The organism is Methylorubrum pseudosasae, assembly GCF_029504475.1.
GTDB classification, from domain to species: domain Bacteria; phylum Pseudomonadota; class Alphaproteobacteria; order Rhizobiales; family Beijerinckiaceae; genus Methylobacterium; species Methylobacterium extorquens.
Genome location: NZ_JAQGDU010000002.1, coordinates 1,726,683 through 1,750,609, shown reverse-complemented (window position 1 = coordinate 1,750,609; position 23,927 = coordinate 1,726,683). Strand labels below are relative to the sequence as shown.

The window sequence follows — 23,927 nt, the reverse complement described above, 5'->3', positions numbered from 1 at the left end:
TCCTGAACCCGCTGCGATGAGCGGGCCCGGCGCCGGCCCTCACGCCAAAAACATCACGGCTCGGGCGGGGCCTTCGGGTTCTTCTCGGTGCGGTCGCGGTGGGCGGCGGCGCGGGCGAGCAGCAGCATCGTCACCGGCGTGGTGACGGTGATGAACAGGCCGATCAGCACGTCGCGCAGGACGATGTGGCCCTCGATCAGCGACAGCAGCAGCATCGAGCCGGCCAGGATCAGGAAGGCGCCGAGCGTGGCCCCGAGCGTCGGGGCGTGGACGCGCTCGTAGAAGGTCTTCAGGCGGATGAGCCCGAGCGCGCCGGTCAGCGAGAAGCCGGCGCCGCCGAGCGCCAGCGCCACGACGATCCAGGCCGCCCAGGCGGGCAGGTCGGCGCCGGTCACTGGATCACCTCGCCCTGCATCAGGAACTTGGCGAGCGCCACGGTGGCGGTGAAGCCGATCATGCCGAGGATCAGCGCGCCCTCGAAATAGAGGCCGCTGCCGGTGCGCATGCCGTGGACGACGATCGCCAGCATGCCGTTGAGGTAGAGCGTGTCGAGGCCGAGGATGCGGTCCTGGGCGCGGGGGCCGCGCAGCATCCGCCACGCCGCCAACGCCATCGCCAGCACCAGCATGCCTTGGGCGAGGCCGAGGCCCCAATCGAGGATGGTGGCGGCGCTCACGCGAAGATCTCCATCAGGGGGCGCTCGTAGCGGTCCTTGACGCGGCGGACCCAGCTCTCGCTGTCGGTGTCGTCGAGAAGGTGCATCAGCAGGCGCCCGGTATGGGAATCGTACTGGACCCAGAGGGTGCCGGGCGTGGCGGTCAGGATAATCGACAGCACCGACAGGCCGAACGGCGTCGTCATGTCGAGGGGGACCGAGACGAAGCCGGTGCGCCGCTCGCCGCGATGCAGGCCGAGGATGATCTTGGCCACGTCGATGTTGGAGCGCAGCATGTCGTAGAGGACGGTGAACAGCAGCCGCACGGCGAGACCGGGGCGGCGGACCCGCACCGGTCTGGGGCGCAGCGCCCGCATCACCGCCGGCACGGTCAGCCCGACGAGGAATGCGAGCAGGACGTTGCCGGGCGTCGGCGGCGCGTTCAGCAGCAGCCACATCAGGACGAGGCCGGCGGAGAGGAAGGGGTGGGGCAGAAGCGCGTTCATGGCCTTGCTCCCGCTGCACCCTCGCCCGCGCCGCCGCTGCCTGCGCCGCTCTTGCCTGCGCTGCTCTTACCCGCTTCACCTTTGCCGGAATCGAGGACAGCGCGGACGTAGTCCTGCGGCTGCGACAGCCAGCGCACGGTAGCCTCGCTGTAGGCGAGCGCCGGCCCGCCCCATAGCGCGAGCGCGATACAGGCCGCGAGCAGGACGCTGAGGCTTGCGAGTTCCGGCGTCCGCATCGTCGGCGGCGGGTCGTCATGGGGCACCCACAGGCTGAAGATGCCGAGCCGTACCAGGGGAATCAGGGTGCCGAGGCTGGAGAGCGTGAGCGCGGCGATCAGCCACCAGGCCGAGGCAGTCATGGTGGTGGAGGCCAGCCCCGAGAACATGGCCAGCTTGCCGACGAAGCCCGAGAGCGGCGGGATGCCGGCGAGCATCAGCGTGCAGAGCAGGAAGCCGCTGCTGAGGATCGCCACGGCCGCGGGGATCGCCCGGCCGACCTCGACGGCGTCGGCATCGTCGAAGGGATCGCGGTACTCGTCGGCAAAGACGGGTTGCGCCGCGTCCGCCGGGTCGCGGGCGCGCTGTAGGATCTCGGCCAGGAGGAACAGGGCGCCGGCCGCGCAGGTCGAGCCGACGAGGTAGTAGAGCGCGCCGGAGAGCGCCCCCGCGCTGCCGGTGCCGAGTGCCGCGAGCACCGTGCCCGACGAGATCATCACCGCGTAGCCCGCCGCCCGCGTCAGATGGCGCGCGGCCAGGATGCCGAAGGTGCCGAAGGCGATGGTCGCGAGGCCGGTGACGAGGATCCAGCTCTGGCCGAACCCTGCCGAGCTGCCGTCCCCGAACAGGAGCAGGCTGAGGCGGATCACGACGTAGACGCCGACCTTGCTCAGGATCGCCAGGATCGCCGCCGCGGGGGCGGTGGCGGCGGAATAGGTGGTCGGCAGCCAGAAGCCGAGGGGCCAGGCGCTGCACTTGATGAGGAAGGCGATGCCGAGCACGGCGCAGCCGACCTCGAACAGGGCGGCCTCGGCGGGCGGGCTCGCGAGCCGCCGGGCGAGGTCGGCCATGTTGAGCGTGCCCATCGTGCCGTAGATCAGACTGACGCCGATGAGGAAGAACAGCGAGGCGACGAGGTTGACGGCGATGTAGCCGAGGCCCGCCCGGATGCGGGTTTCGCCCGAGCCGTGCAGGACGAGGCCGTAGGAGGCAGCCAGCATCACCTCGAAGAACACGAACAGGTTGAACACGTCACCGGTGAGGAAGGCGCCGTTCACCCCCATCAGCAGCAGCAGGAACAGGCCGTGGAAGCGCGGGCCGGCCCGGCCCCAGCGCGCGAAGGAGAAGACGAGGGCGGCAAGCCCCAGCACGCCGGCCAGGGTCAGCATCACCGCCGAGAGCCGGTCGGCCACCAGCACGATGCCGTAGGGCGCGGCCCAGTTGCCGAGGCGATAGACCTCCGGCGCCTCGGCCGCACGGCCGACGAGAGCGAGGGCGATGCCGAGCAGCACCAGCACCGTGGTGAGACTGATCGCCGACTTCAGGCGGTGGCGCCGCTCGTCCATCAGGAACATGACACCGGCCGCGGCGATCGGCAGCACGATCGGTAGGACGACGAGATGATCGGACCACAGGACCGCGCCGGGGCCGCTCAGGAGGGGCGCGTTCATGGATGCGGGTTCTCCGGCGTGGGTTCGGCGTGATGCGGCTCCCGGCCGTCGACGTGATCGCTGCCGGTGATGCCGCGGGCCGCGAGCAGCACCACGAGGAAGAGGGCGGTGAGCGCGAAGCTGATCACCAGGGCGGTGAGCACCAGCGCCTGCGGCACCGGATCATCGACCGAGACGGTCTCGGGCCCGGCCCCGAGCACCGGCGGCGCGCCGACGGTGAGCCGGCCCATGGCGAAGATGAACAGGTTGACGGCGTAGCTCAGCAGCGAGAGCCCGAGCGCCACCTGGAAGGTGCGCGGGCGCAGCATCAGCCACACGCCGGAGGCGGCGAAGACGCCGATTCCGGCCGACAGCACGATCTCCATTACGCCGTCTCCTCGCCGGCCTGTTCGGCATCCAGTTCGGCTTCCGCCTCCGCGCTGCGGGTGCGGCGCAGGGATTGGTGCGCGAGCGCCACCAGCATCAGCGCGCTCGCGCCCACCACCAGCACCATGATCCCGAGATCGAACACCAGGGCGCTCGCCGCCGGGACCTTGCCGAGCAGCGGCAGCTCCCAATAGGCGAAGTAGGCGGTGAGGAAGGGCCGCCCGAACGCCCACGAGGCCGCCCCGGCGCCCACCGCGATGAGCAGGCCGAGACCGATCCACGAGATCGGCTGGATGCGCAGGCGCTCCTCCACCCACCGCGCGCCGCAGGCCATGTATTGCAGGATGAAGGCGATGGTGAGCGCGATGCCCGCCGCGAAGCCGCCGCCGGGCAGGTCGTGGCCGCGCAGGAACAGGTGCAGCGACAGCAGCACGATGAACGGGAACAGCCACGTCATCACCACCCGCGGCACCATCAGGGCGTCGGCGGTGGTGTCGCCGGGTTTGCGGCCCTTGCGGGCGCGGTCGTAGGCGTCGTGGTGGTGCTGTTGCTTGGGGCGCTCCAGGCTGTCCGGCGCCGGGCGGAAGCGGCGCAGCAGCGCGAACACCGTAAGGCCGACCACGCCGAGCACCGAGATCTCGCCCAGCGTGTCGAAGGCGCGGAAATCGACCAGCAGCACGTTGACGACGTTGCGCCCGCCCGCCTGCGGATAGGCCTCTTCGATGAACCAGCGCGCGATGCCGTCGCCGGCCGGGCGGGTCATCACGGCGTAGGCGAGGCCGGCGAGCCCCAGCCCGGCAAAGCTGGCGATGCAGAGATCGACGAGGCGGCGGCGGCGGGCCCGCGCCTTCTCGGCGGCGGGCGCGGGAATCGCCCGGTCACGCTTGGGCAACCAGCGCAGGCCCAGCAGCAGCATGACGGTGGTGACGATCTCGACGAGGATCTGCGTCACTGCCAGATCCGGCGCCGAGAGCCAGAGGAAGGTCAGGCTGCTGACGAGGCCGGCCCCGCCGACGAAGATCGTGGCCGAGAGGCGATGATACTTCGCCCGTTCCGCCGCGCCGATCGCGCAGGCGCCGCCGACGAGCCACATCAACGCGAAGGCGGGATCGAACGGCGTGAGCCGGCCAAGCGCGAAGAGGTCGAGCCCGCGGGCGACGCCGGTCGCCAGCGCGGCGAGCAGGGCGGCGAGGAACAGGATGCGTAGTTGCGGCTGGAGCCGCTCGGCGCCGAAGGCCCGTTCCAGCAGGCGGGCGCCCTTCGTCAGCCCGGTCATCACGCGCTCGAACACCCAGCCGCCGTCGAGGCGGTCCATCAGCCAGGGGCCGCCGCGGGGGTTGGTGTTGATGCGCTTTCCGAACAGGACGTAGAGCAGCACGCCGCCGACGAGGGCGATCATGCTGAGTGCCAGCGGTGCGTTGAAGCCGTGCCAGATCGCGAGGCTGTAGGTCGGGGTCTCCGCGCCGAACACCGCGCTCACCGCCCGTTCCAGGGCCGGGCCAATGGTGAGGTTCGGGACGAGGCCGATGGCGATGCAGGCGAGCACCAGCATCTCGATCGGGATGCGCATCCACCGCACCGGCTCGTGCGGCGTCTTCGGCAGGTCGTGCGGGGGCGGGCCGAAGAAGGTCTGGCGGATGAAGCGCAGCGAGTAGAGCATGGTGAAGGCGCTGGCCAGCGTCGCCAGCACCGGCAGGGCGATGTGGATCGGGTGGTCGCCCATGTTGTCGACCGCCTCGGAGAGGAACATCTCCTTCGAGAGGAAGCCGTTGAGCAACGGCACGCCGGCCATCGCCGCCGCGGCGACCATGGCGAGCGTGCCGGTATAGGGCATCGCCCGCCACAGGCCGGAGAGGCGGCGCATGTCGCGCGTGCCGGTCTCGTGGTCGATGATGCCGACCGCCATGAACAGCGAGGCCTTGAAGGTCGCGTGGTTTACCGTGTGGAAGATCGCGGCGACCACGGCGAGCGGCGAGTTCAGGCCGAGCAGCAGCGTGATCAGCCCGAGATGGCTGATGGTCGAGTAGGCGAGCAGACCCTTCAGGTCGTGCTGGAAGATCGCGCTCCACGAGCCGATCAGCAGCGTCGCCATGCCGGCGCTGCCGACGATCCAGTACCACGCGTCGGTGCCCGCGAGCACCGGCCACAGGCGGATCATCAGGAAGATGCCGGCCTTCACCATGGTGGCCGAGTGCAGGTAGGCGCTGATCGGCGTCGGTGCCGCCATCGCCCGCGGCAGCCAGATGTGGAACGGGAACTGCGCCGACTTGGTGAGCGCACCCGCCAGAACCAGAACAAGGGCCGGCAGGTAGAGCGGGCTGTTGCGGATCGTGTCGCCCGAGGCCAGCACGGTGGCCAGATCGTAGCTGCCGACGATGCGTCCGATCAGCACCGTTCCGACCAAGAGGCACAGACCGCCCGCCGCGGTGATGGTCAGCGACATCCGCGCGCCGTCACGGGCCGCGGCGTTGTCGTACCAGTAGCCGATCAGCAGGAACGAGACGATGCTCGTCAATTCCCAGAACAGGACGAGCTGGATCAGGTTGCCGGAAAGAACGATGCCGAGCATCGCGCCGACGAAGGCGAGGAAATAGGAGAACAGCCGCGGTACCGGGTCGGCGGCGGCCATGTAGTAGCGTGCGTAGAGCACCACCAGCGCGCCGATGGCGAGCACCAGCACCGCGAACAGCCACGCGAGCCCGTCGAGCCGCAGGACGAGGTTGACGCCGAGGCTCGGCAGCCACTCGACCGCGTGGACGACGGTGCCGCCCTCGGCCAGTTGCGGCGTGAGCGCGAGGATGCAGCCGAGGCTGGCCAGGGTCACGAACCCGGCGAGCACGGCCGCGGCGGTGCGCGCATGGCTCGGCAGGGCGCCCGTGAGCACGGATCCCGCGAAGGGGAGGATCGCAGCGGCGGCGAGAAAAGCGTTGGACGACATCAACCCTGGCGAGATGCAGGCTCGAGAGCGGCCTGAAGGACGAAAGGGGACCGCGCGTGAGAGTGATACGGTTTCCGCTCGATTCGAAGCGGGAAGCGTATCGCCCAGCCTGCGCAGCGCTCGAGCGAAGCCCCAATCCGCTATCCCTATGGGATCGACAGGATTCGGGTTGAGACCACTCGCCCTGGTGGGCGTGGCACTCGCTGATGCACTTAAGGCATGTCCGGCGGTTCGACCGCAAGGGACTGGCGAGGAAAAGGCGAAATCGGCCCGGTGCTTGCGCGGCGTGAGAATCCACACCTTGCCCCCGAACGCACCTCGATGCGGAGGTGACGCCGTCGGGCAACCGCGGCGCCATCCTCAAGGTCTCTCACAAAACGCGCTGCTTTGACCGACCCGAGGCCGTCCGGCGGCCGAGCGTTTGCTGAGCCCTCCTCAGAGCGGGAAGGCCGACAGCGCCTGTTCGAGCGCGCGCCGTGCCATCTGCCGCGCGGCGGCCTCCGTCTGCGTTTCGGATTCTATGGCGGGCACCCGGACCGTCGCCGAGACCTCGACGATGTCGCGTCCCGCATCCGGCCGGCCGAACAGAACCCGCACCACCACCTGCCGCCGGCCGTCGATCACGTCCTGCGTTTCCTGGGTCATCCGAACCGGCATCCGCGTCTCCCTCCAAGCCGGCGGCGCCCGATGCGCCCCACCGTCTCCGGCAGGACGAACGAAGCGCGGCGCGAAGCGTTGCTTGGGCGGCGCCGGGGCGGGCTGAGGCTATGGGCCGCGCGGGCACAGTGGGATTGAAACGGCGCGGCGGGTGAACAGATCGCGATCCGCTGCCCCGGCCGACGCGACAAGGATCAAATGCTCCGCCCGCCGGACTCCGTCCGTTGACAGTCGAACGTCCCGAAATCTTCGCGCGACGAACTCTGAGTGTCCGCTGACGGGCCGTTGATCCCGTTTTGATACGGTTTTCCGCAGGCACAGGCTTTGCTGAACTGGTCACAGTTCAATCCCGACGGTTTCGGCCGTCCCGGAGTGGAGCGGTGGCGGGCGAGCGCTTGCGCCGTGCCGGATTCCCAATCGGGTCAGAGATTCCGACGATCGATCACAGACGGGACCAAGTTATGGACGCCAGAAAAGCTCCCAACGTCGTCATCATCGGTCTCGGTTATGTCGGCCTGACCCTGTCCGTCGCCCTGGCCCGCCGCGGTGTCCAGGTCTACGGCATCGAGAAGCGGGCCGACGTCGTCGAGAAGACCAATGCCGGCGTGCCGCATTTCGCCGAGGTGGGGCTTCAGGCCGCCCTCGCCGACGTCGTGAAGAAGGGCCGCTTCGTCGCGAGCACCACGACGCACGATGTGCCGCGGGCCGAGTACTACATCATCACGGTCGGCACCCCGCTCTATCCCGGCTCGCACGAGCCGCGTCTCGACATGATTGAAGAGGCGACCCGCGAGGTGGCCGAGCACTTCACCGAGGGTGCCACGGTGATCCTGCGCTCGACCGTGCGGATCGGCACGACGACGGGCGTGGTCAAGCCGATCCTCGACCGCACCGGCACGCTCTATCACCTCGCGATGTGCCCCGAGCGGACGCTCGAAGGCGACGCGATGCGCGAACTCATCAACCTGCCGCAGATCGTTGGCGGTGAGACGCCGGACGCCTCCGATGCGGCCGCCGCCCTGTTCAGCCGCCTGACCCACACCATCGTCCGGGTCGCGAGCCCGGAGACGGCGGAGATGATCAAGCTCGTGGACAACACCTCGCGCGACGTCCATTTCGCCTTCGCCAACGAGGTGGCGCGGGCCTGCGATGCGCTCGGCATCAACGCCAACGACGTCATCCGCTACGGCAAACTCGGTTACACCCGCACCAATGTCGCCGCGCCGGGCCTCGTCGGCGGCCCCTGCCTGGAGAAGGATCCGCACATCCTGCTCTCCTCGGTCTCGGGCCAGGGCGTGAACCTCGAGATCACCGCGGCCTCCCGCCTCGTCAACGAGCGCCAGCCGGCGGAGACGGTGGGCAGCCTCGTCGAGCGGCTGCGGGCCCGCCGCGCCGGACCGTTCAAGGCGGTGGTCGCCGGCCTCGCCTTCAAGGGCCGCCCGGAGACCGACGACCTGCGCGGGTCGATGTCGCTCCACGTCATCCGCGAGATGATGGCGACCGAGCAATTCTCCGAGATCCGGGTCTATGACGGCGTGGTGCCGATGGAGCACATCCGGGCGATCTCGTCGGGGCTGACGCCCTACGACAGCCTCGCCGCCGCCTGCGAGGGCGCCAACGTGCTTGTGATCGCCAACAACCATCCGGAATATTCGAAGATCGATCTTGAAACGATCATCGGTACGATGTCGGACGACGCCTTCGTCTACGATTACTGGAACAACCTCAGCGAAATGCCGGCGGAGGTTCTGGAAAATCGCTACGTCACCGTGGGCAACCTCGTGGGTAAGTTTCAATGAGCAGACTGGCTGTCACCGGGGCGGGCGGATTCATCGGCGCCCACCTCACCCGCGCGCTCCTGGCCGAGGGACACGAGGTCGTCGCGATCGACAACTACATCCGCGGACAGGCCTCGCGGCTCGCCAGCGCACAGGGCGCGATCGAGCGCGTGACGCTCGATGTGCGTGATAAGGATGCGCTGGTCGAGGCGCTCCGAGGCGTCGAGTGCGTGTTTCATCTGGCCGCCGTCAACGGCACGGAGAACTTCTACACGCAGCCACAGCTCGTGCTCGATGTCGGCGTGCGCGGCGCGCTTGCCGTCTCCGAAGCCTGTATCGAGGCCGGTGTGCCCGATCTCGTCGTCGCCTCCTCGGCGGAGGTCTACCAGACCCCGCGCGTGGTGCCGACGGACGAGACCATCGAGATGGTCATCCCCGACTCGCTCAACCCGCGCTATTCCTATGGCGGGTCGAAGCTGATCTCGGAGCTGATCGCCTTCAACTATTGCCGCGACAAGTTGCGCAAGGTCCAAGTCTTCCGCCCGCACAACATCTACGGGCCGGATATGGGCTGGAAGCACGTCGTGCCGCAGCTCATCGAGAAGATCGTCGCGGCCGGTGACGGCGGATCGATCACGCTCCAGGGCGACGGCAGCGAGACCCGCGCCTTCTGCTACGTCAGCGACGTCATCGACGGCATCGTCCGGATGTGGCGCGACGGCGAGAGCATGAACGTCTACCATATCGGCTCGATGGAGGAGGTTGCGATCCGCGATCTCGCCCGGATCACCGCGGAGGCGCTCGGCACCCGCGTCGATCTGATTGCCGGACCGGCCGCCGCCGGGGCGACGCCGCGCCGCTGCCCCGACATCGGCAAGATACAGGCGATCGGCTACGCGCCTTCCGTCTCCCTGGTCCAGGGCATCGAGCGCACGGTCGCGTGGTACCGCGAGAACCCGGCGCCGACCGATTCCAACCCGCTTCTGTAGGGGCCGACCGATGCACAGCTTGGCGGGCAAGACCGTCTTCGTCGCCGGACATCGCGGCCTCGTCGGCAGCGCTCTGGTGCGGCGTTTGAAGGGTGAGGATTGCGAGATCCTCACCGCGACGCGGGCGGAACTCGACCTGTGCGATCAGGCCGCCGTGCGCGCCTGGATGCGGGACCGGCGGCCGGACGCGGTGTTCCTGGCTGCGGCCAAGGTCGGCGGGATTTTGGCCAACGCGACCTACCCGGCCGACTTCCTCTACGAGAACCTGATGATCGAGGCGAACGTCATCGAGGCGGCGTTCCGCGCGGATGTCGGCAAGCTGCTGTTCCTCGGCTCGAGCTGCATCTATCCGAAATTCGCCGAACAGCCGATCGTCGAAGCGAGCCTGCTCACCGGCTCGCTGGAACCGACCAACGAATGGTACGCGATCGCCAAGATCGCCGGGATCAAGCTGGCCCAAGCCTATCGCCAGCAGCACGGCCGCGACTTCATCTCGGCCATGCCAACCAATCTCTACGGGCCGGACGATAATTTCGACCTCAATTCCAGCCACGTCCTGCCGGCCCTGATCCGCAAGGCGCACGAGGCCAAGCGCTCCGGCGCGAGGGAGATGGTGATCTGGGGCACCGGTTCGCCGCGTCGTGAGTTCCTGCACGTCGATGACTGCGCCGACGCCTGCGTGCACCTGATGAAGACCTATTCGGAGGCCGAGCACGTCAATGTCGGCTCGGGCGAGGACATCCCGATCTACGACCTAACCCGCCTCGTCTGCGAGGTCGTCGGGTTCGAGGGCGAGATCGTGCGTGATCCGAGCAAGCCCGACGGCACCCCGCGCAAGCTGATGTCGGCGGACAAGCTGCGTGGCCTCGGCTGGGCGCCGAAGGTGCCGCTGCGGGACGGCATCGCCGCGACCTATGCGTGGTTCCAGGAGCATGTCGCCCATGGCTGAGATCGAGGGAAGCCTGCCCATGGATGCCGTGGCCATTCCGGCCTCCGGGCCCTACGCGCTCCGGATCAACCGGAACGACCCCTACCTCGTCCAGGCGGACGGGCCGGCGGCGCACCGCCTTCCGGCGACCCGCATCCTCGGCGTGCCGGTGAGCGTCATCGACATGCCGTTCGCCGTGCGCACCATCATCGGCTGGGCGCGGGCGCGGCGCACCAGCATGATCTGCGTGCGCGACGTGCACGGCATCATGTGCGCCCAGGATCAGCCCGATCTGAGGGCCGCGCACGAGCGGGCCAGCATGATCACCCCGGACGGCGCGCCGCTCACGATCATCAGCCGGTTCTTCCGCGCGCACGGCACCGGCCGCGTACCGGGCCCCTCGCTGATGGAGGAGATGTTCGCGGCCACGCAGAACACCGGGATCCGCCACTATCTCTACGGCGGCAAGGAGGGCGTGGCCGAGCAGGTCGCGGCCAATTTCGCCCGCAAATATCCCGGTACCGAGGTCTGCGGCCTCGCTTGCCCGCCCTTCGGCACCGTCGCGCCCGATCTCGACGCGCGGCTCACCGATGCGATCAAGGCGGCCGAGCCGCACATCGTCTGGGTCGGCATGTCGACGCCCAAGCAGGATATCTGGATGAACGATCACCTCGATCGTTTGCCGGGCATGGTGCTGATCGGTGTCGGCGCCGCCTTCGATTTCCATTCCGGGGCGGTGAAGCGTGCGCCGAAACTCATGCAGGTGCTCGCCCTCGAATGGCTGCACCGGCTCCTGAGCGAGCCCCGGCGGCTGTGGCGGCGCTATCTCGTCATGGCGCCTGTCTTCCTGTGGAAGATCGCGCGCCAGCCCGAGCCGCGCCGGACGTAAGGAGCCCTCTGTTGCGCGTCCTCATCGTCCACAACCACTACCAGATCCGGGGCGGCGAGGACGCGGTGGTGGAGCATGAGGCCGCGGCCCTGGCCGCGGCCGGCTGCACGGTCGAGACCCTGGCCTTCCACAACGACGAGATCCGCACGCCGCTGGATCGCCTGCGCACGGCCTTCGAGGCGCCGCATGCGCCCCGCGGCATCGCCCGCGTCGTCGCGGCAGTGGAGCGCTTCCGGCCGGACGTGGTCCACGCCCACAACACCTTTCCGCTGGTCTCGCCCGCCATGCATGGGGTGGTGCGGGCGCTCGGCCCGGTGACCGTGCAGACGCTGCACAATTTCCGCCTCGCCTGCGCAGGCGCCATGCTGATGCGCGACGGCGCGCCCTGCGAGACCTGCCTCACCGGCTCCTCCTACGCGGCGGTGCGCCACGGTTGCTACCGCGGCTCGCGGCTCGGCACGTTTGCCGTAGCGCGGATGATCGACCGACACCGCCGCACCGGCACCTGGACGCGGGACGTCGATGCCTTCGTCGCGCTGACCGAGTTCGCCCGCGGCCGCTTCATCGCGGCGGGATTGCCGGCGCAGCGCATCTTCGTGAAGCCCAACGGCCTGCCCGATCCGGGGCCGCCGAGTGAGGGCCCGCGCGAGGGCATCCTGTTCGCCGGCCGCCTCAGCCCCGAGAAGGGCGTCGAGATCCTGAAGGGAGCCGGCGCGCTCCTTACCGCACCGGTCGATGTCGCGGGCGAAGGGCCGCTGCGGGAGATGCTGGAGGGGGCGCCGGGGCTCAACCTGCTCGGCGCCCTGCCCCGCGCGGAGATGCGGGCGCGGATGGGCCGGGCACTCGCCCTCGTCGTGCCCTCGCTCTGGTACGAGGGGCTGCCGATGGTCGTGGCCGAGGCCTATGCGGCGGGCACGCCGGTCATCGCCTCTCGGATCGGTGCGCTCGCCGGTCTCGTCGAGGACGGCGTGACGGGCCTGCTGGTGACGCCGGGCGACCCGGCCGACCTCGCGCAGGCCATCGAGCGGTTGCGCGCCCGGCCGGAGGAAGCCCGGCGGATGGGTGTGGCCGCCCGTGCCGCGTACCTGCGCGACTGGACCGAGACGGCGACGACCGCCACGCTGCTGACGGTCTACCGGACCGCGCTCGCTGCACGGATGCGGGACGGGCGCGCCATCGCCTGAGGACGCGCGGCTTATCGGGGTACGAGCAAGTCCGCAGATGGGGCCCGACCTCATCCCTGATCCGGTCGATCCTTTCGGCATGACGGATCTGGGTTTCGCCCGAGCGGCGTGCCGGCTGAGCCTGACGCTTTCCGCTTGGATCGAACGGCCACCGTATCGCGTCGCTAATCCAGCGGCCGGTAGCGCAACCTCTGCTTTTCGAGTTCGGACACCACCTGCTCGGGTTCGAGGCCCTCGTCGTAGGGAGCGTTCTTGAGTTCGTGCAGAAGGAAGAGCATCGCGAGAAATCCGACGCCGATCGCTCCACAGATCACCAACGACAGGCCCGTCATCGCTCCCCCACGCACCGCCCGCTGCATATTAACCTAAATTACTCTCGGCCGAAAATGGATTGCAAGCCGATCTAGGCTCGCCCGCTGCGTGTGCGGCGAAGTGCGGCAGATCGGATCACCGGCACGCCATCAGGCTGATCTTGGCGGCCATCACCCGACAGCCGGCGGGAGAGAACGCGCCCTCGTGGCCGAAGCCCGGAACGCTGACGCGTTTCGCAGTTCTCGGCATAGGCCTGCCAGCCGAGCATCGGGTCGAGCGCGGGGCCGACCGGAACACTCTCGCTGCGGACGATCAGCACCGGCCCGGGATGGGGGCGCGGCTCGTAGGCCAGGGCGAGCGCGTCGAGTTCGTCGGTCACTTGCCAGAACGCGTCCTCCGGGCTCAGGGTGGCGAGCCCGACCCGGTTCAGGGCGCGCCGCAACCCGCGCCAGGCGCGATGCGAGCGGAACCAGAGATGGGCCCGCGAGCCGAGGTAGCCGATGCCGTCGCGGCGGACGTGGCGGATGAGCGCGGCGAGCCGGCCGCGCCGGTAGGCCGCCATCGCTCGCATGCGCGCGAGCGGCTTGAAGCGCCTGATATAGCCGGGCTCCCAGCAATCGATCAGGACGACGAGGGCGACGTCCCGGCCGCCCTGCGCGAACTGCCGGGCGATCTCGAAGGCGAGGACGCCCGAGCGGCAGAACCCGACGAGGCGGATCGGCCCCTGCGGCTGCGCGGCATCGATCGCCTCGCGATAGGCGCCGGCCAGCCGCTCCAGGGTTTCCTCGTGGGGCGGAACCCGGCCTTCCAGTTGCAGCGTCGCGAAGGGATGGTCCGCCCCCAGGGCCTCGGACAGGGGCCGGTAGAGTTCCTGATCCGCCGCGGCGTGGTGGATCGCGGTGAAGCCCGGCCGCGCCTGCGCCGTCGGCTCCTGAAGCGCGCGGTGCCGCACGCCCGCCGCCGCCTCGCCGCTGAGGAAGGCGCAGAGCCGCGCGACCGTACCCGCCTCGAAGAACGACCAGAGCGGAACGGTTCGGCCCGTCGCCGCCTCGATCCGCGCGACGACGCGGGCGGCCAGCAGCGAGTGCCCGCCCGCCGCGAAGAAATCCTCGTCGTCGGACAGGTCGGGGCGGCCGAGCATCTCCCGCCAGATCGTGCGTATCGTCGGCAGAAGGTCGCCCGCCGCCTCGCCCGCCGAGGGAGGCGCCGTCTCAGGGGCAGGTGCCGCATCCGGCGTCACCCGCGCGGCCGTCTCCTCCGCCTCCGGCTGTCCCGCTTCCCGGGATGCCTGTTCAAGCGCGCCCGCGATCCCTCCCCCGCCCCTTCCCAGGGGGGCCGGATCGGGCAGCCGTGCCCCGACCGCCGCGCGCGCGGCCTGCTCGAAATCCGCGAGCAGGCCGGCGACGGTCTCCGCCGCGTAGAGGCCGGCATCGTACTCGCAGATCAGGCGCCAGCCAGCCTCGCCCAGCGCGAGTTCGAGATCGAGGTCGAAGAAGCTACCGGTGGCGGCGTAGTCGAGATCGACGAGGCGGATCGGGGCCGGCTCCCCGACTGACGACCCGCCGGACGGCGTCGCCTGGGGCGTCGGCCGCATCCGGACGTTGACCGAGACCAGCGGCGGCCGCAGCCCGTCGCGGCAGGGCGCCAGCGCCTGCACCACCCGGACGAAGGGGGCGAGCGCGTGATCGCAAGCGTCGAGGATCGTCCGGCGCGTCGCCGCCAGCCGCTCGGCGAAGCTCTGCTCCGCTTCGACATGGGTCCGAAGCACCAGCGTGTTCACGAAGGTGCCGACGACCCCTTCCAGCTCGATCTCGTCGCGCCCCAGCACCTGCGTGCCGATGGCGATGTCGCCGCGCCCGGTGCGCGCGCTCAGGAGCCCGAACAGGATCGTGCAGGCGAGGACGAAGGGGGTCGCGCCCTGCGCCCGCGCGTAGGCTTCCATGCGCGCGCCGAGATCGGCGGAAAGCGGGCGGGTCTCGGCGGCGAAGCGGCGCTCCCGGCCGGGGCGGCGGGGATGGTCCGGCGGCAGCTCGAACGGGATGAGATCGCGCAACGAGCGCGCCCAGAAGGCGAGGTCGCGTTCCGCCGCCTCGGCGAGGGCCGGGGAGATCTCCCATTCCGCGAAGTCGGCATAGTGCAGGGCCGCAGGCGCCAGAGCCGGTACCTGTCCCCGGATCAGGGCGCCGTAGATCGCGACGAACTCGCGGGCCAGAACCACCATCGACCAGCCGTCGCAGATGCTGTGATGGGCGGTGACGAGCAGCAGGGAATCGCCGCGCCCGAGCCGCAGCAGCGTCACCCGCACGAGCGGCGCGCGGGCCAGATCGAACGGCTTTCCGGCCTCCGACTCGGCGATCGCGCGCGCTTCGCCGAGGCGGTCGCCGGGCAGACCGGAGAGGTCGATTTCGGAGAAGGCCAGCGGCACCGTTCCGGCGATCCGCTGCACCGGCCGCCCGCCCTCCCCGACGATCGACGTGCGCAAAGCTTCGTGCCGGTCGAGCAGGAGGCGGAAGGCGCGGGTGAGGATCTCGGCATCGAGCCGCCCGGCAATGCGCCAGCGGGCGGCGACGTGCAGGCTTGGATCGCCGGGTCTCAACTGGTCGAGCAGCCAGAACCGCGTCTGGCTGTGGGAGCAGCGGGCCGTGAAGGCGTCGCCGCCGTGAACCTCGCCGGTCATGGCCGGCGATTCCTGGGTGAAATGCCGCATCCCGCCCGCCCTCACGCCTGACCGACCGCGGCGCGGTCGGCGTCGGCGGGCCTCGGGCGCCGGATCGACGGGATCGGCGCGCGCGCGGCGGCCGGTGTTTCGCGCCCCTCCCCGAGGCGTCCGTGCAGCAGGGCCGCGACCCGGGCGATGGTGCGTTCCTGAAACAGGTCGCCGGCCCCGAGCGGCAGGTTCTCACGCCGCGCCCGCGCGACGATGCGGAACACGCTGAGCGAATCTGCACCCAACGCGATCAGGTCGTCGTCCGGCTCCACACTGGCGAGCCCCAGCACCTCCCGCCAGATCGCCGCGAGGGTGGTCTCGAGGCCGTCGTCGGATGTCGGGACCGGAGCGGGCTTGAGGGGAAGCTTAATCGCGGCGGCCGGCTCGGCGGGGCCGGTGGGCCGGGCCTCGGGAGCGGGCAGCGCCCGGCGATCGACCTTTCCGCTCGCCGTCAGCGGCAGGGCCGGCAGTCGGACCCATTCCGAGGGGATCATGTAATCCGGGAGTTCGCGGGCGAGCGCGGCGCGCAGATTGCGCAGGGTGGGCGCTGCCTCGCCCTCGGGGCGCACGAAGTAGCAGACGAGGCGATCCTCGCCCGCCGCCTCGGGGCGCAGCACCACGACGGCGTGCAGCCCGGTCTGGCGCAGCAGCACCGCCTCGATCTCAGCGGGCTCGATCCGGTAGCCGCGCAGCTTGATCTGGTGGTCGGCCCGTCCCAGGATCTCGACGCGTCCGTCCGGCCGGTAGCGCGCCCGGTCGCCGGTCCGGTAGAGCCGCCCCCCGGCGCATTCCGGCAGCGCACTCGCGATGAAGCTGCGCTGCGTCAGGTCCGGCCGTCCGAGATAGCCGCGGGCGAGCCCGATCCCGCCGATCAGCAATTCACCCGTGACCCCGACCGGCACCGGCTCGTCCTGCGCGTCGAGGATGAACAGGCTGGTGTTGTCGATCGGCCGCCCGACCGTGACCGTCTCCTCCCCCGGATCGATCCGCGCGGCCGAGGACCAGATCGTCGTCTCCGTCGGCCCGTAGAGGTTCCAGAGTTCGCCCCCACCCTCGGTGAGGCGCCGGGCCAGATCGAGCGGGAGCGCTTCGCCGCCGCACAGCATCTTGAAGCCGGGACGGGAGCGGAAACCCGCCTCCAGCAGGAGCCGCCACGTCATCGGCGTCGCCTGGAGCATGGTGGCCTCGTCCCGTTCCAGGCGGGCGAGGAGGGCGTGGCCGTCGCGCGCTTCCTCGGCCGAGGCGAGCACGATCTGGGCGCCGCGGATCAGCGGCAGCAGCAATTCGAGCCCGGCGATGTCGAAGGTGATCGTCGTCACCGCCAGCAGCCGGTCGTCGCGTGCGATCCCAGGTGCCCGCGCCATCGAGAACAGCAGGTTCGAAAGGCCGCGATGCAGCACCTCGACGCCCTTCGGCGCGCCGGTCGTACTCGACGTGTAGATCAGGTAGGCGGCCCGCTCCGCCGGCACGCGCGGGAAGCGGGTCGGCGCCGGTCCGTCGAGGCGATCGACCTCGATGACCCGGGGGCCCTCCGGCAGGAGCGCGCGGTCGGCCGCGAGCGTGAGCATCGCGCCGATTCCGGCATCGGCGACGATTCCCGCGCGGCGGGCAGGCGGCATCGCCGGGTCGAGCGGGACGTAAGGGATGCCGGCGCGCAAAGCGCCGAGCATCGCCGCGACGAGGCCGGGCGAGCGGCGCATGAGCAGGCCGACGCGGGCCCCCTCGGGCAGAGCGCTTCCCTGCAAGGCCGCGGCGACGCGATCGGCCCAGCGGTCGAGTGCGCCGTAGGAGACGGTCTCTTCGCCGAAACGGATCGCGATCCGGTCCGGGTCGCGCCGGGCGTGGAGCCTGAAGGCGCGCATCGCCCCGACCTTGAGCGGATGGGCTGTCTCGGTCGCGTTCCAGTCCACCAGCATGGTCTGCCGCTCGGCCGCATCGAGCAGCGGAACGCGCCCGACCGGCTGCGCGGGATCGCGGGCGAGATGTCCGAGCAGGGTGAGGTAGTGCCCGATCCAGCGCTCGATCGTGGCCGGATCGAACAGGGCGCGGTTGTAGGTGGCCTCAACGGTCAGCCCGTCGGACGTTTCGGTGAGACTGACGGTGAGTTCGAACGTCGAGAAGCGCTTCGGCGCGGGTGCAAGGGTGCCGCGCAGGCCCGCCCCGAAATCGATGGCGTCGGCGAAACGCTGGAGGTTGAACTGCACCTGCGCCAGCGGCGGGCGCGCTGGATCGTGCGGCCGGTCGAGGTGGCGCAGCAGCCGCCCCAGGGTGCAATCGGCGTGAGCGGCGGCCTCAGCCAGGGCCGCGCCGGTGCGGGCGAGGTGGGCAGCGAAGGGTTCGTCCGGGTCGAACCGGGCCCGCAGCGGCAGGAAATCGGCGTGGTGCCCGACGAGGCCCGGCTCGCCGCGGCGCGGCTGGCCCGCCATCGGCACGCCGACGACGAGGTCGTCCTGCCCCGAGAGCCGCGCGAGGAGCACTTGAAAGGCCGCGAGCAGCGTGGCGTTCAGCGTCTGCCCCTGGCGGGTCGCGAGCGCTTTCAGCGCGGCGACGAGCGCCGGCGGCAGAGTGGCGCTTCGGGTGTCGCCGGCAAAGCCGCGCAGCTTCGGCCGCGGATGATCGGCCGGCAGGTCGAGCGGCTCGGGCAAGCTCGCATAGAGCCTGGCCCAGTAATCCAGCGACCGGCTCGCCTCCGCCGGAGCACAGCCCGTGGTCTGCGGGGCCGGCGCCAGCTCCTCCGGCGCGGCGCGGTAGGTGCTCGCGATCGCATCGGCCAGGACCGCGAAGGACCAGCCGTCGCAGGCGATGTGGTGGGCCGAGAGGACGAGGACGTGACGCCGCTCGCCGAGGCGAACGAGGTCGGCCCGCGCCACCGGGCCGGCGACGGGATCGAACGAGAGGCCCGCTTGCGTGTGAAGATGTGCCGCCAGAGCGGCCTCCGGATCGGAGCCGCCCGCGAGATTGATCCACCGCACCGGCACGAGGCCCGCGGGATCGATCCGCACGGTCTCGCCGCTCGGCGAGAACCGGCTGCGCAGGGCGTCGTGGCGGCCGAGCACCGCTCTCACGACGGAGAGAAGCCGCTCGGCGTCGAGCGGGCCGTCGAGCCGCAGGGTGACGATCTCGGTCATCGCAGCATTGGCGTCGGCGCCGAACTGCGCGGCGAGCCAGATCTCGGCCTCCCCGTCGGTCAGCGGCCGCTCTGCCCCGCGATCCGCCATCGGCAGAGCCGGCGATGAGTGCGGCTCGGGCCGGCTCACCCGCGCGGCTGTGAAGGTCAGCGCGAGCGTGCGAAGCTGCTCTTCCACCACCCGGCACACGGCATCGAGCTGATGCCGGAAGACCTCCTGCAGTTCCTCCGGCGTCGGCGTGGCGAGGGGGACGACCGGCCGCCCCTCCCCGCCCGAACCGGGCGCGGCGTAACGGGCCGGGATCGACTGGAAAACAGCCTCGCCGTCGATGCAGGACATCCCGATCCTCGTCTGGCCGTGCGGCTCATCGGCGAAGGCCGGGCATCCCGCACCGCGGACGCCAGCCGCGCCGCCGGGTTGGAGCCGGGCGCTCTCGGCGATCGGGCGTCCGATGAGGCACACCTGCCTTCGCGTGACGAGCAGGAGGGTCATCGCGTCGCCGGGAGTGTGAGGACCGGTGTCTTGACCGGTTTTCCGCAAGTCCCCGAGAGACGTTATCACGACCATACCAGCGGGACGGCGGCGATCATCTGCCTCCTTGGGAGTAGTGCTTCTCCACTCTGCGCGCTTCCTTGCGCGGGCCGGTCGGTGCTCTGCGAGGCGTAGTCCTAGAGTGCGGAATTCGACCGTGCTTCCGACGAGGCGGTTCCGGAGAGGCGCGCCTCCAGACGCTCGATCGCCGCGCTCACCAGCGCCTTCGAGGCGTGCAGCGTACCGAGTTCGACCGAGGACATCGCCAGCAGCACCGGCAGGAGGTTGTCGCTCGGCCGGCCGTCGTCGCGGAACAGGCGCAGATCGTCGTCGGGCTTGAGGCCGACGCTGCCGGCGATCCGCGCGGCGTAGTTGCGGATGCGCGTCTCGTCATTGGCGCAGACAGGGGCCGGGAGGCTGAGATCGAGCAGGCTGCCCTTCGGCAGCGAGGCGGCGATCGAGGGCAGTGCTGCCGCCTCCGCCGCGAGCCGGTCGGGCGCCAGCAGGGCGGCGGGATTGGCCGCGCCGGAGGCGACGAGAGTGCGGGCCGGGTTGACCGCCGGCGGAGCCTTTGCCGCGATCTTCGGTGCCTCGGTCAGGCCCGTCGCGATGTCGGCGGCCGGCCTCGGCACGGAGACGGCCGATCCTGCCACGGCACGGGGCGCCCGTCCGGGATGCCCGGCGAGCCGCGCGCGGGCCGACCAGGGTTGCACCCGCAGCCCCGCGGCGGCGCTCGGCGCGGCCCGCGCGACCCCGCCCCGCCCATGCCGCGCGAGGAAGCGGGCGCGCAACGTTCCGCCGATGCCCCGCGGTGCGGTCGTCGTCGACACGGCGGGCCCGGCGGCCTGTCGTGCCGGCGGCCTCGGCTTTCCACCGACGGGCGCGGCCGCCACGGGGCGGGCCACGCCGCACTCGGCGGGCGCCCAGCGGCGCACGATGGCGAGTGCCGAGCGGCGTCCGTAATCACGCTGGTACCGGCGCAGGAGCTGCACCGCCGCATCCGCCCCGTCGGCGGCGGTGGCGAAGCCGGTATGGCCCTCCGCGTCGCCGCCGAGCTCGCCGCTCCAGCGCGCCTGCTTGATGCACCAGTAATTGTTGAGCCGCACACAGCGGGCGACGAAGCCGGGCTCCGTCGCCGCGTGCCGGACGACGAAGGCGAGCGAGCCCGGCGCGAGGTTCTCGCCCGCCTGCTCCCGCCAGTTCGAGACGGCCCGCGCCACGAGGCTAAAGCTCGGCGCAGGCGCCGGGGCCGCCTCGGCCGCGCGGGGGAGAGGCGGCAGGCGCGCCCGCGCCGTGTCGAGCGCGGGCTCGATCCGCGGCAGCAGCATCGTCACGGCGAGGAGCGTTTCGAGGAGCACGCCGGTCATTCCCTACGCGGTGTCAGCTCGGCTGTTCTCGTTGAGGAACGGCGCAAGAGGGCGAAGGGTTCGGTGCCCGAGCATCATCGAGGCAAGGTGGTTGCTGGCTTTCGGGATGATGCGCTCGCTGGTTGAACCCCTCAATCGTCGTCCATGTCCGCCGCGAGCTGGCGCGGGCGCACGAACCGCAGGAGACGCCCGCCGCCCGCGGCGATGTCCTCCCAGCCCTCCGCGTCGAACGCGAACACGGCGAGCGCCGCGGTCGGAAACTTTTCGCGCAGTTCCTTCTGCAAGTCCTTCGGACCTTCCCCGACGAGTCGCAGGGCGAGATCGCCGAGGCCGGGATTGTGGCCGATGACGAGCAGGGTCGCCGCGTCGGCCGGGGCGGAGCGGATCGCGTCGAGAATGCGCGCGGCCGGCGCCTCGTAGATCGAGGGCACCGTCTCCATCGGCGTCTCGGGAAGCTCGGCCCGCAAAGCCGCCCAGGTCTCCTGCGTGCGCCGGGCCGGGCGAGACCATGACATGGTCCGGCGTCAGCCCCTCGCGGGCGATGTAGGCGCCCATCAGCGGTGCGGCCTCCCGCCCGCGCCCATTGAGCGGGCGGTCGATATCGGCCACGCCCTGCGGGTAGGCGGATTTGGCGTGGCGCAGGAGGAGCAGGCGGCGCATCATTGGAACCCGACCACGGCGTGCGGAACGTAAGGGGCTTCGAGCCGGGCGATCTCGTCCGGCATCAATTCGAGGTCGAGGGCCGCCGCCGCGTCGTCGAGGTGCCCCGGCTTCGAGGCGCCGATGATCGGGGCGGCCACGCCCCGCTTCTGGATCACCCAGGCGAGCGCCACCTGCGCCCGGGGCACGCCGCGGTCGCGCGCCACGTCGGCCACCGCCTCGACCACCTGCCGGTCGGCCTCGACCGTGGCGTCATAGAGGTTCTTGCCCACGAGATCGCTCTCCTGCCGGGCGCTGCCCGCGTCGAAGTCGCGGGTGAGCCGGCCGCGGGCGAGCGGGCTCCAGGGCAGGAGCGGGATGCCCTGGTCGGCGCAGAGCGGGATCATCTCCCGCTCCTCCTCGCGGTGCAGCAGGTTGAGGTGGTTCTGCATCGTCGCGAACCGCGTCCAGCCGTTCAGGTCCGAGGTGTAGAGCGCCTTGGCGAACTGCCACGCGAACATCGACGAGGCACCGATGTAGCGGGCCTTGCCCGCCTTCACGACGTCGTGCAGCGCCTCCAGCGTCACCTCGATCGGCGTCGCGTAGTCCCAGCGATGGATCTGGTAGAGATCGACGTAATCGGTGCCGAGCCGCTTGAGCGAGGCGTCGATCGCGGAAAAGATCGCCTTGCGCGAGAGGCCGCCGGCATTGGGCTGGTTCTTCTGCGGGTAGTAGACTTTGGTGGCCAGTACGATGCTGTCGCGGTCGGCGTAGTCCTTGAGAGCGCGGCCGACGATCTCCTCGGAGGTGCCGTCCGAATAGTAGTTTGCGGTGTCGAAGAAGTTGATCCCGAGATCGAGCGCCCGCTTGATCAGCGGCCGGCTCTCCTCCTCCCGCAGGGTCCACGGATGCGGTCCCCGCTCCGGCACGCCGTAGGTCATGCAGCCGAGGCAGAGGGGCGAGATGTCGAGGCCGGTGCGGCCGAGTTTTTTTGTCTGCATGGGATCGGTCACGCGGAGGCGGGTCGGAGCCGCTTAACTGGGGCGCCGCAGCGGTCCGTCACCCGCCCCGCCCCTCGCGGCGCATCATGAAGGCGAGCTTCTCGAACAGGCTCACGTCCTGCTCGTTCTTCAGGAGCGCGCCGTGTAGCGGCGGAATCAGCTTGCGGCCGTCGCGCTCGCGCAGGGTCTCCGGCTGGACGTCCTCGGAGACGAGGAGCTTGAGCCAGTCGAGCAATTCGGAGGTCGAAGGCTTCTTCTTGAGGCCCGGCACCTCGCGGGTTTCCAGGAACACCCGCAGCGCCTCTTCGACGAGGCGGTGCTTGATGCCGGGATAGTGCACCTCGACGATGGCCTTCAGCGGTCTCGGCATCGGGGAACTTGATGTAGTGGAAGAAGCAGCGGCGCAGGAAAGCGTCCGGCAGCTCCTTCTCGTTGTTCGAGGTGATGATGACGATGGGGCGGATGTCGGCGCGGATCGTCTCGCCGGTCTCGTAGACGTGGAACTCCATCCGATCGAGTTCGGTCAGCAGGTCGTTGGGGAACTCGATATCGGCCTTGTCGATCTCGTCGATGAGCAGCACCGGCCGCTGCGGCGCGGTGAACGCCTCCCACAGCTTGCCGCGGCGGATGTAGTTGGCGATGTCCGACACCCGCGGGTCGCCGAGCTGCGAGTCGCGCAGCCGCGAGACGGCGTCGTACTCGTAGAGACCCTGCTGCGCCTTGGTCGTGGACTTGATGTTCCAGGTCAGCAGCGGCGCGCCGAGGCCCCGGGCGATTTCTTCCGCCAGCACCGTCTTGCCGGTGCCGGGCTCGCCCTTCACCAGGAGCGGGCGCTCCAGCACGATCGCCGCGTTGACCGCCGTGGTGAGATCGGGCGGCGCGACGTAGGACTCGGTTCCGGTGAAGCGCATGGAGCCTCGCGTCGGGAGGGGGATCGAAGCGGACTAACCCGAGGCGAGGCGGGTCGGCAACCGCTCACGCGGCGGTCGACGCCCGGGGCGTTCCCTCACAACGTCTTCCCGTCGTGCCACACGCAGTTCGAGGCCAGAATCCCCAGATTCACGTCCGACTTCTGTGGCTGGGGCAGGGTCTTGCCGTCCATGGCGAGGTCGATCTTGATCTCGACCTGCCCCTTCGTCTCGTTCGAGCGACGGGAGAAGTAGCAATATTGCTGGAACGGCCGCTCTTCGTTGGCCTTGAAGTTCCAACCCGTCACGATCTGCCCGTCGAGATAGGGCACCTGCTTGAACACGGTGAAGGTCGTGTTCACCGGCGCCTGCGAGGCCGGGGCGGCGTCCGTGCCGAGCTGCGCCTTGGTCGGCGTCGGCACCGCGTTGGCCTTCTGCGCCGGCAGACCTTCGAGCTTCAGGGTGTTGTCGGTGAGGGTGACCTCGCCCTTGGTCTTCAGCGTCACGTCGGAGAGTGCGGCCTGCATCGCGCTGGCGATCTTCTCCGCCGCCGAATCGAACTGGTTCATATACGCGTAGCCGTAGCAGGCCGCGCCGATGCCGATCCCGGCCAGCGCCGAGAAGGCCCCGGCGCCGATCGCCCGCAGCAGGAAGGCGCGGGCGAAGTGCATCCGCGCCTCCGCCCGCAGGCGGCCGTTGACGTGTTGCGCGAGCACGATGTTCTCGTGCGTGCCGTCGGTGTGGATACTCATGGCCGGGCACTCGCCTCAGGAGCGC

18 protein-coding genes and 2 pseudogenes are annotated in these 23,927 nt (G+C 70.4%); 5 read left to right on the top strand and 15 right to left on the bottom strand.

Going from position 1 to position 23,927, the window contains the following annotated elements; all coding sequences use genetic code 11:
- Positions 1-53 precede the first annotated feature (53 nt).
- From mnhG to M2437_RS09130, 7 genes are all read right to left on the bottom strand, one after another.
- Positions 54-395, bottom strand: coding sequence for a monovalent cation/H(+) antiporter subunit G (mnhG, locus tag M2437_RS09160; RefSeq protein ID WP_253387193.1), 342 nt, complete (start codon positions 393-395; stop codon positions 54-56).
- Entirely contained in the window at positions 392-676 is a 285-nt protein-coding gene (locus M2437_RS09155) for a K+/H+ antiporter subunit F (protein ID WP_012255673.1), read from the bottom strand. Before M2437_RS09155 ends, mnhG begins: the two co-directional genes overlap by 4 nt.
- Complete coding sequence (locus M2437_RS09150; RefSeq protein WP_253387192.1) at positions 673-1,161, bottom strand: Na+/H+ antiporter subunit E; 489 nt, start codon at positions 1,159-1,161, stop codon at positions 673-675. The genes M2437_RS09155 and M2437_RS09150 overlap by 4 nt, the downstream gene beginning before the upstream one ends.
- Entirely contained in the window at positions 1,158-2,828 is a 1,671-nt protein-coding gene (locus M2437_RS09145) for a monovalent cation/H+ antiporter subunit D (RefSeq protein ID WP_253387191.1), read from the bottom strand. Before M2437_RS09145 ends, M2437_RS09150 begins: the two co-directional genes overlap by 4 nt.
- Positions 2,825-3,193, bottom strand: coding sequence for a Na+/H+ antiporter subunit C (locus M2437_RS09140; RefSeq protein WP_003600887.1), 369 nt, complete (start codon positions 3,191-3,193; stop codon positions 2,825-2,827). Before M2437_RS09140 ends, M2437_RS09145 begins: the two co-directional genes overlap by 4 nt.
- Positions 3,193-6,132 (bottom strand): monovalent cation/H+ antiporter subunit A, encoded by a 2,940-nt coding sequence (locus tag M2437_RS09135; RefSeq protein WP_253387190.1) that lies wholly within the window; start codon positions 6,130-6,132, stop codon positions 3,193-3,195. Before M2437_RS09135 ends, M2437_RS09140 begins: the two co-directional genes overlap by 1 nt.
- 435 nt (positions 6,133-6,567) lie before the next feature.
- Entirely contained in the window at positions 6,568-6,789 is a 222-nt protein-coding gene (locus M2437_RS09130; protein WP_003600889.1) for a hypothetical protein, read from the bottom strand.
- 461 nt (positions 6,790-7,250) lie between these two features.
- On the opposite strand from M2437_RS09130, the gene M2437_RS09125 reads away from it, so the two are divergent.
- The 5 genes from M2437_RS09125 to M2437_RS09105 are packed head-to-tail and all read left to right on the top strand — an operon-like array spanning position 7,251 to position 12,557.
- Positions 7,251-8,588 carry a nucleotide sugar dehydrogenase gene (locus tag M2437_RS09125; protein ID WP_253387189.1) on the top strand — a complete coding sequence of 446 codons (1,338 nt, stop codon included), beginning with the start codon at positions 7,251-7,253 and terminating at the stop codon, positions 8,586-8,588.
- On the top strand, positions 8,585-9,556 hold the full coding sequence (locus M2437_RS09120) for an NAD-dependent epimerase/dehydratase family protein (protein WP_253387188.1): 972 nt from the start codon (positions 8,585-8,587) through the stop codon (positions 9,554-9,556). Before M2437_RS09125 ends, M2437_RS09120 begins: the two co-directional genes overlap by 4 nt.
- 10 nt (positions 9,557-9,566) lie before the next feature.
- The gene (gene fcl / locus M2437_RS09115; RefSeq protein WP_253387187.1) at positions 9,567-10,505 is read left to right on the top strand and encodes a GDP-L-fucose synthase; all 939 of its coding nucleotides are present in this window, start codon (positions 9,567-9,569) and stop codon (positions 10,503-10,505) included.
- The gene (locus M2437_RS09110) at positions 10,498-11,373 is read left to right on the top strand and encodes a WecB/TagA/CpsF family glycosyltransferase (protein ID WP_253387186.1); all 876 of its coding nucleotides are present in this window, start codon (positions 10,498-10,500) and stop codon (positions 11,371-11,373) included. Before fcl ends, M2437_RS09110 begins: the two co-directional genes overlap by 8 nt.
- Positions 11,374-11,384: 11 nt before the next feature.
- Positions 11,385-12,557, top strand: coding sequence for a glycosyltransferase (locus tag M2437_RS09105; protein WP_253387185.1), 1,173 nt, complete (start codon positions 11,385-11,387; stop codon positions 12,555-12,557).
- Between the two features lie 164 nt (positions 12,558-12,721).
- Here the strand turns inward: M2437_RS09105 and M2437_RS09100 are convergent, their stop codons facing one another.
- The 8 genes and pseudogenes from M2437_RS09100 to M2437_RS09065 form a co-directional block, all read right to left on the bottom strand.
- Positions 12,722-12,889 carry a hypothetical protein gene (locus M2437_RS09100; RefSeq protein WP_499006648.1) on the bottom strand — a complete coding sequence of 56 codons (168 nt, stop codon included), beginning with the start codon at positions 12,887-12,889 and terminating at the stop codon, positions 12,722-12,724.
- Between the two features lie 71 nt (positions 12,890-12,960).
- Entirely contained in the window at positions 12,961-15,546 is a 2,586-nt protein-coding gene (locus tag M2437_RS09095) for a condensation domain-containing protein (protein WP_499006646.1), read from the bottom strand.
- A 41-nt stretch (positions 15,547-15,587) separates the two neighbouring features.
- Entirely contained in the window at positions 15,588-19,196 is a 3,609-nt protein-coding gene (locus tag M2437_RS09090; RefSeq protein ID WP_499006645.1) for a non-ribosomal peptide synthetase, read from the bottom strand.
- 176 nt (positions 19,197-19,372) lie between these two features.
- Positions 19,373-20,593, bottom strand: a complete 1,221-nt coding sequence (locus tag M2437_RS09085) for a hypothetical protein (RefSeq protein WP_253387182.1) — start codon at positions 20,591-20,593, stop codon at positions 19,373-19,375.
- Positions 20,594-20,733: 140 nt separating this feature from the next.
- A pseudogene (locus tag M2437_RS09080) lies at positions 20,734-21,265 on the bottom strand (SixA phosphatase family protein).
- Positions 21,262-22,242, bottom strand: coding sequence for an aldo/keto reductase (locus tag M2437_RS09075; RefSeq protein WP_012255687.1), 981 nt, complete (start codon positions 22,240-22,242; stop codon positions 21,262-21,264). Before M2437_RS09075 ends, M2437_RS09080 begins: the two are co-directional and overlap by 4 nt.
- A 58-nt stretch (positions 22,243-22,300) precedes the next feature.
- A pseudogene (locus M2437_RS09070) lies at positions 22,301-23,153 on the bottom strand (AAA family ATPase).
- A 95-nt stretch (positions 23,154-23,248) separates the two neighbouring features.
- Positions 23,249-23,902 carry a hypothetical protein gene (locus M2437_RS09065; protein ID WP_012255691.1) on the bottom strand — a complete coding sequence of 218 codons (654 nt, stop codon included), beginning with the start codon at positions 23,900-23,902 and terminating at the stop codon, positions 23,249-23,251.
- Between the last annotated feature and the right edge of the window lie 25 nt (positions 23,903-23,927).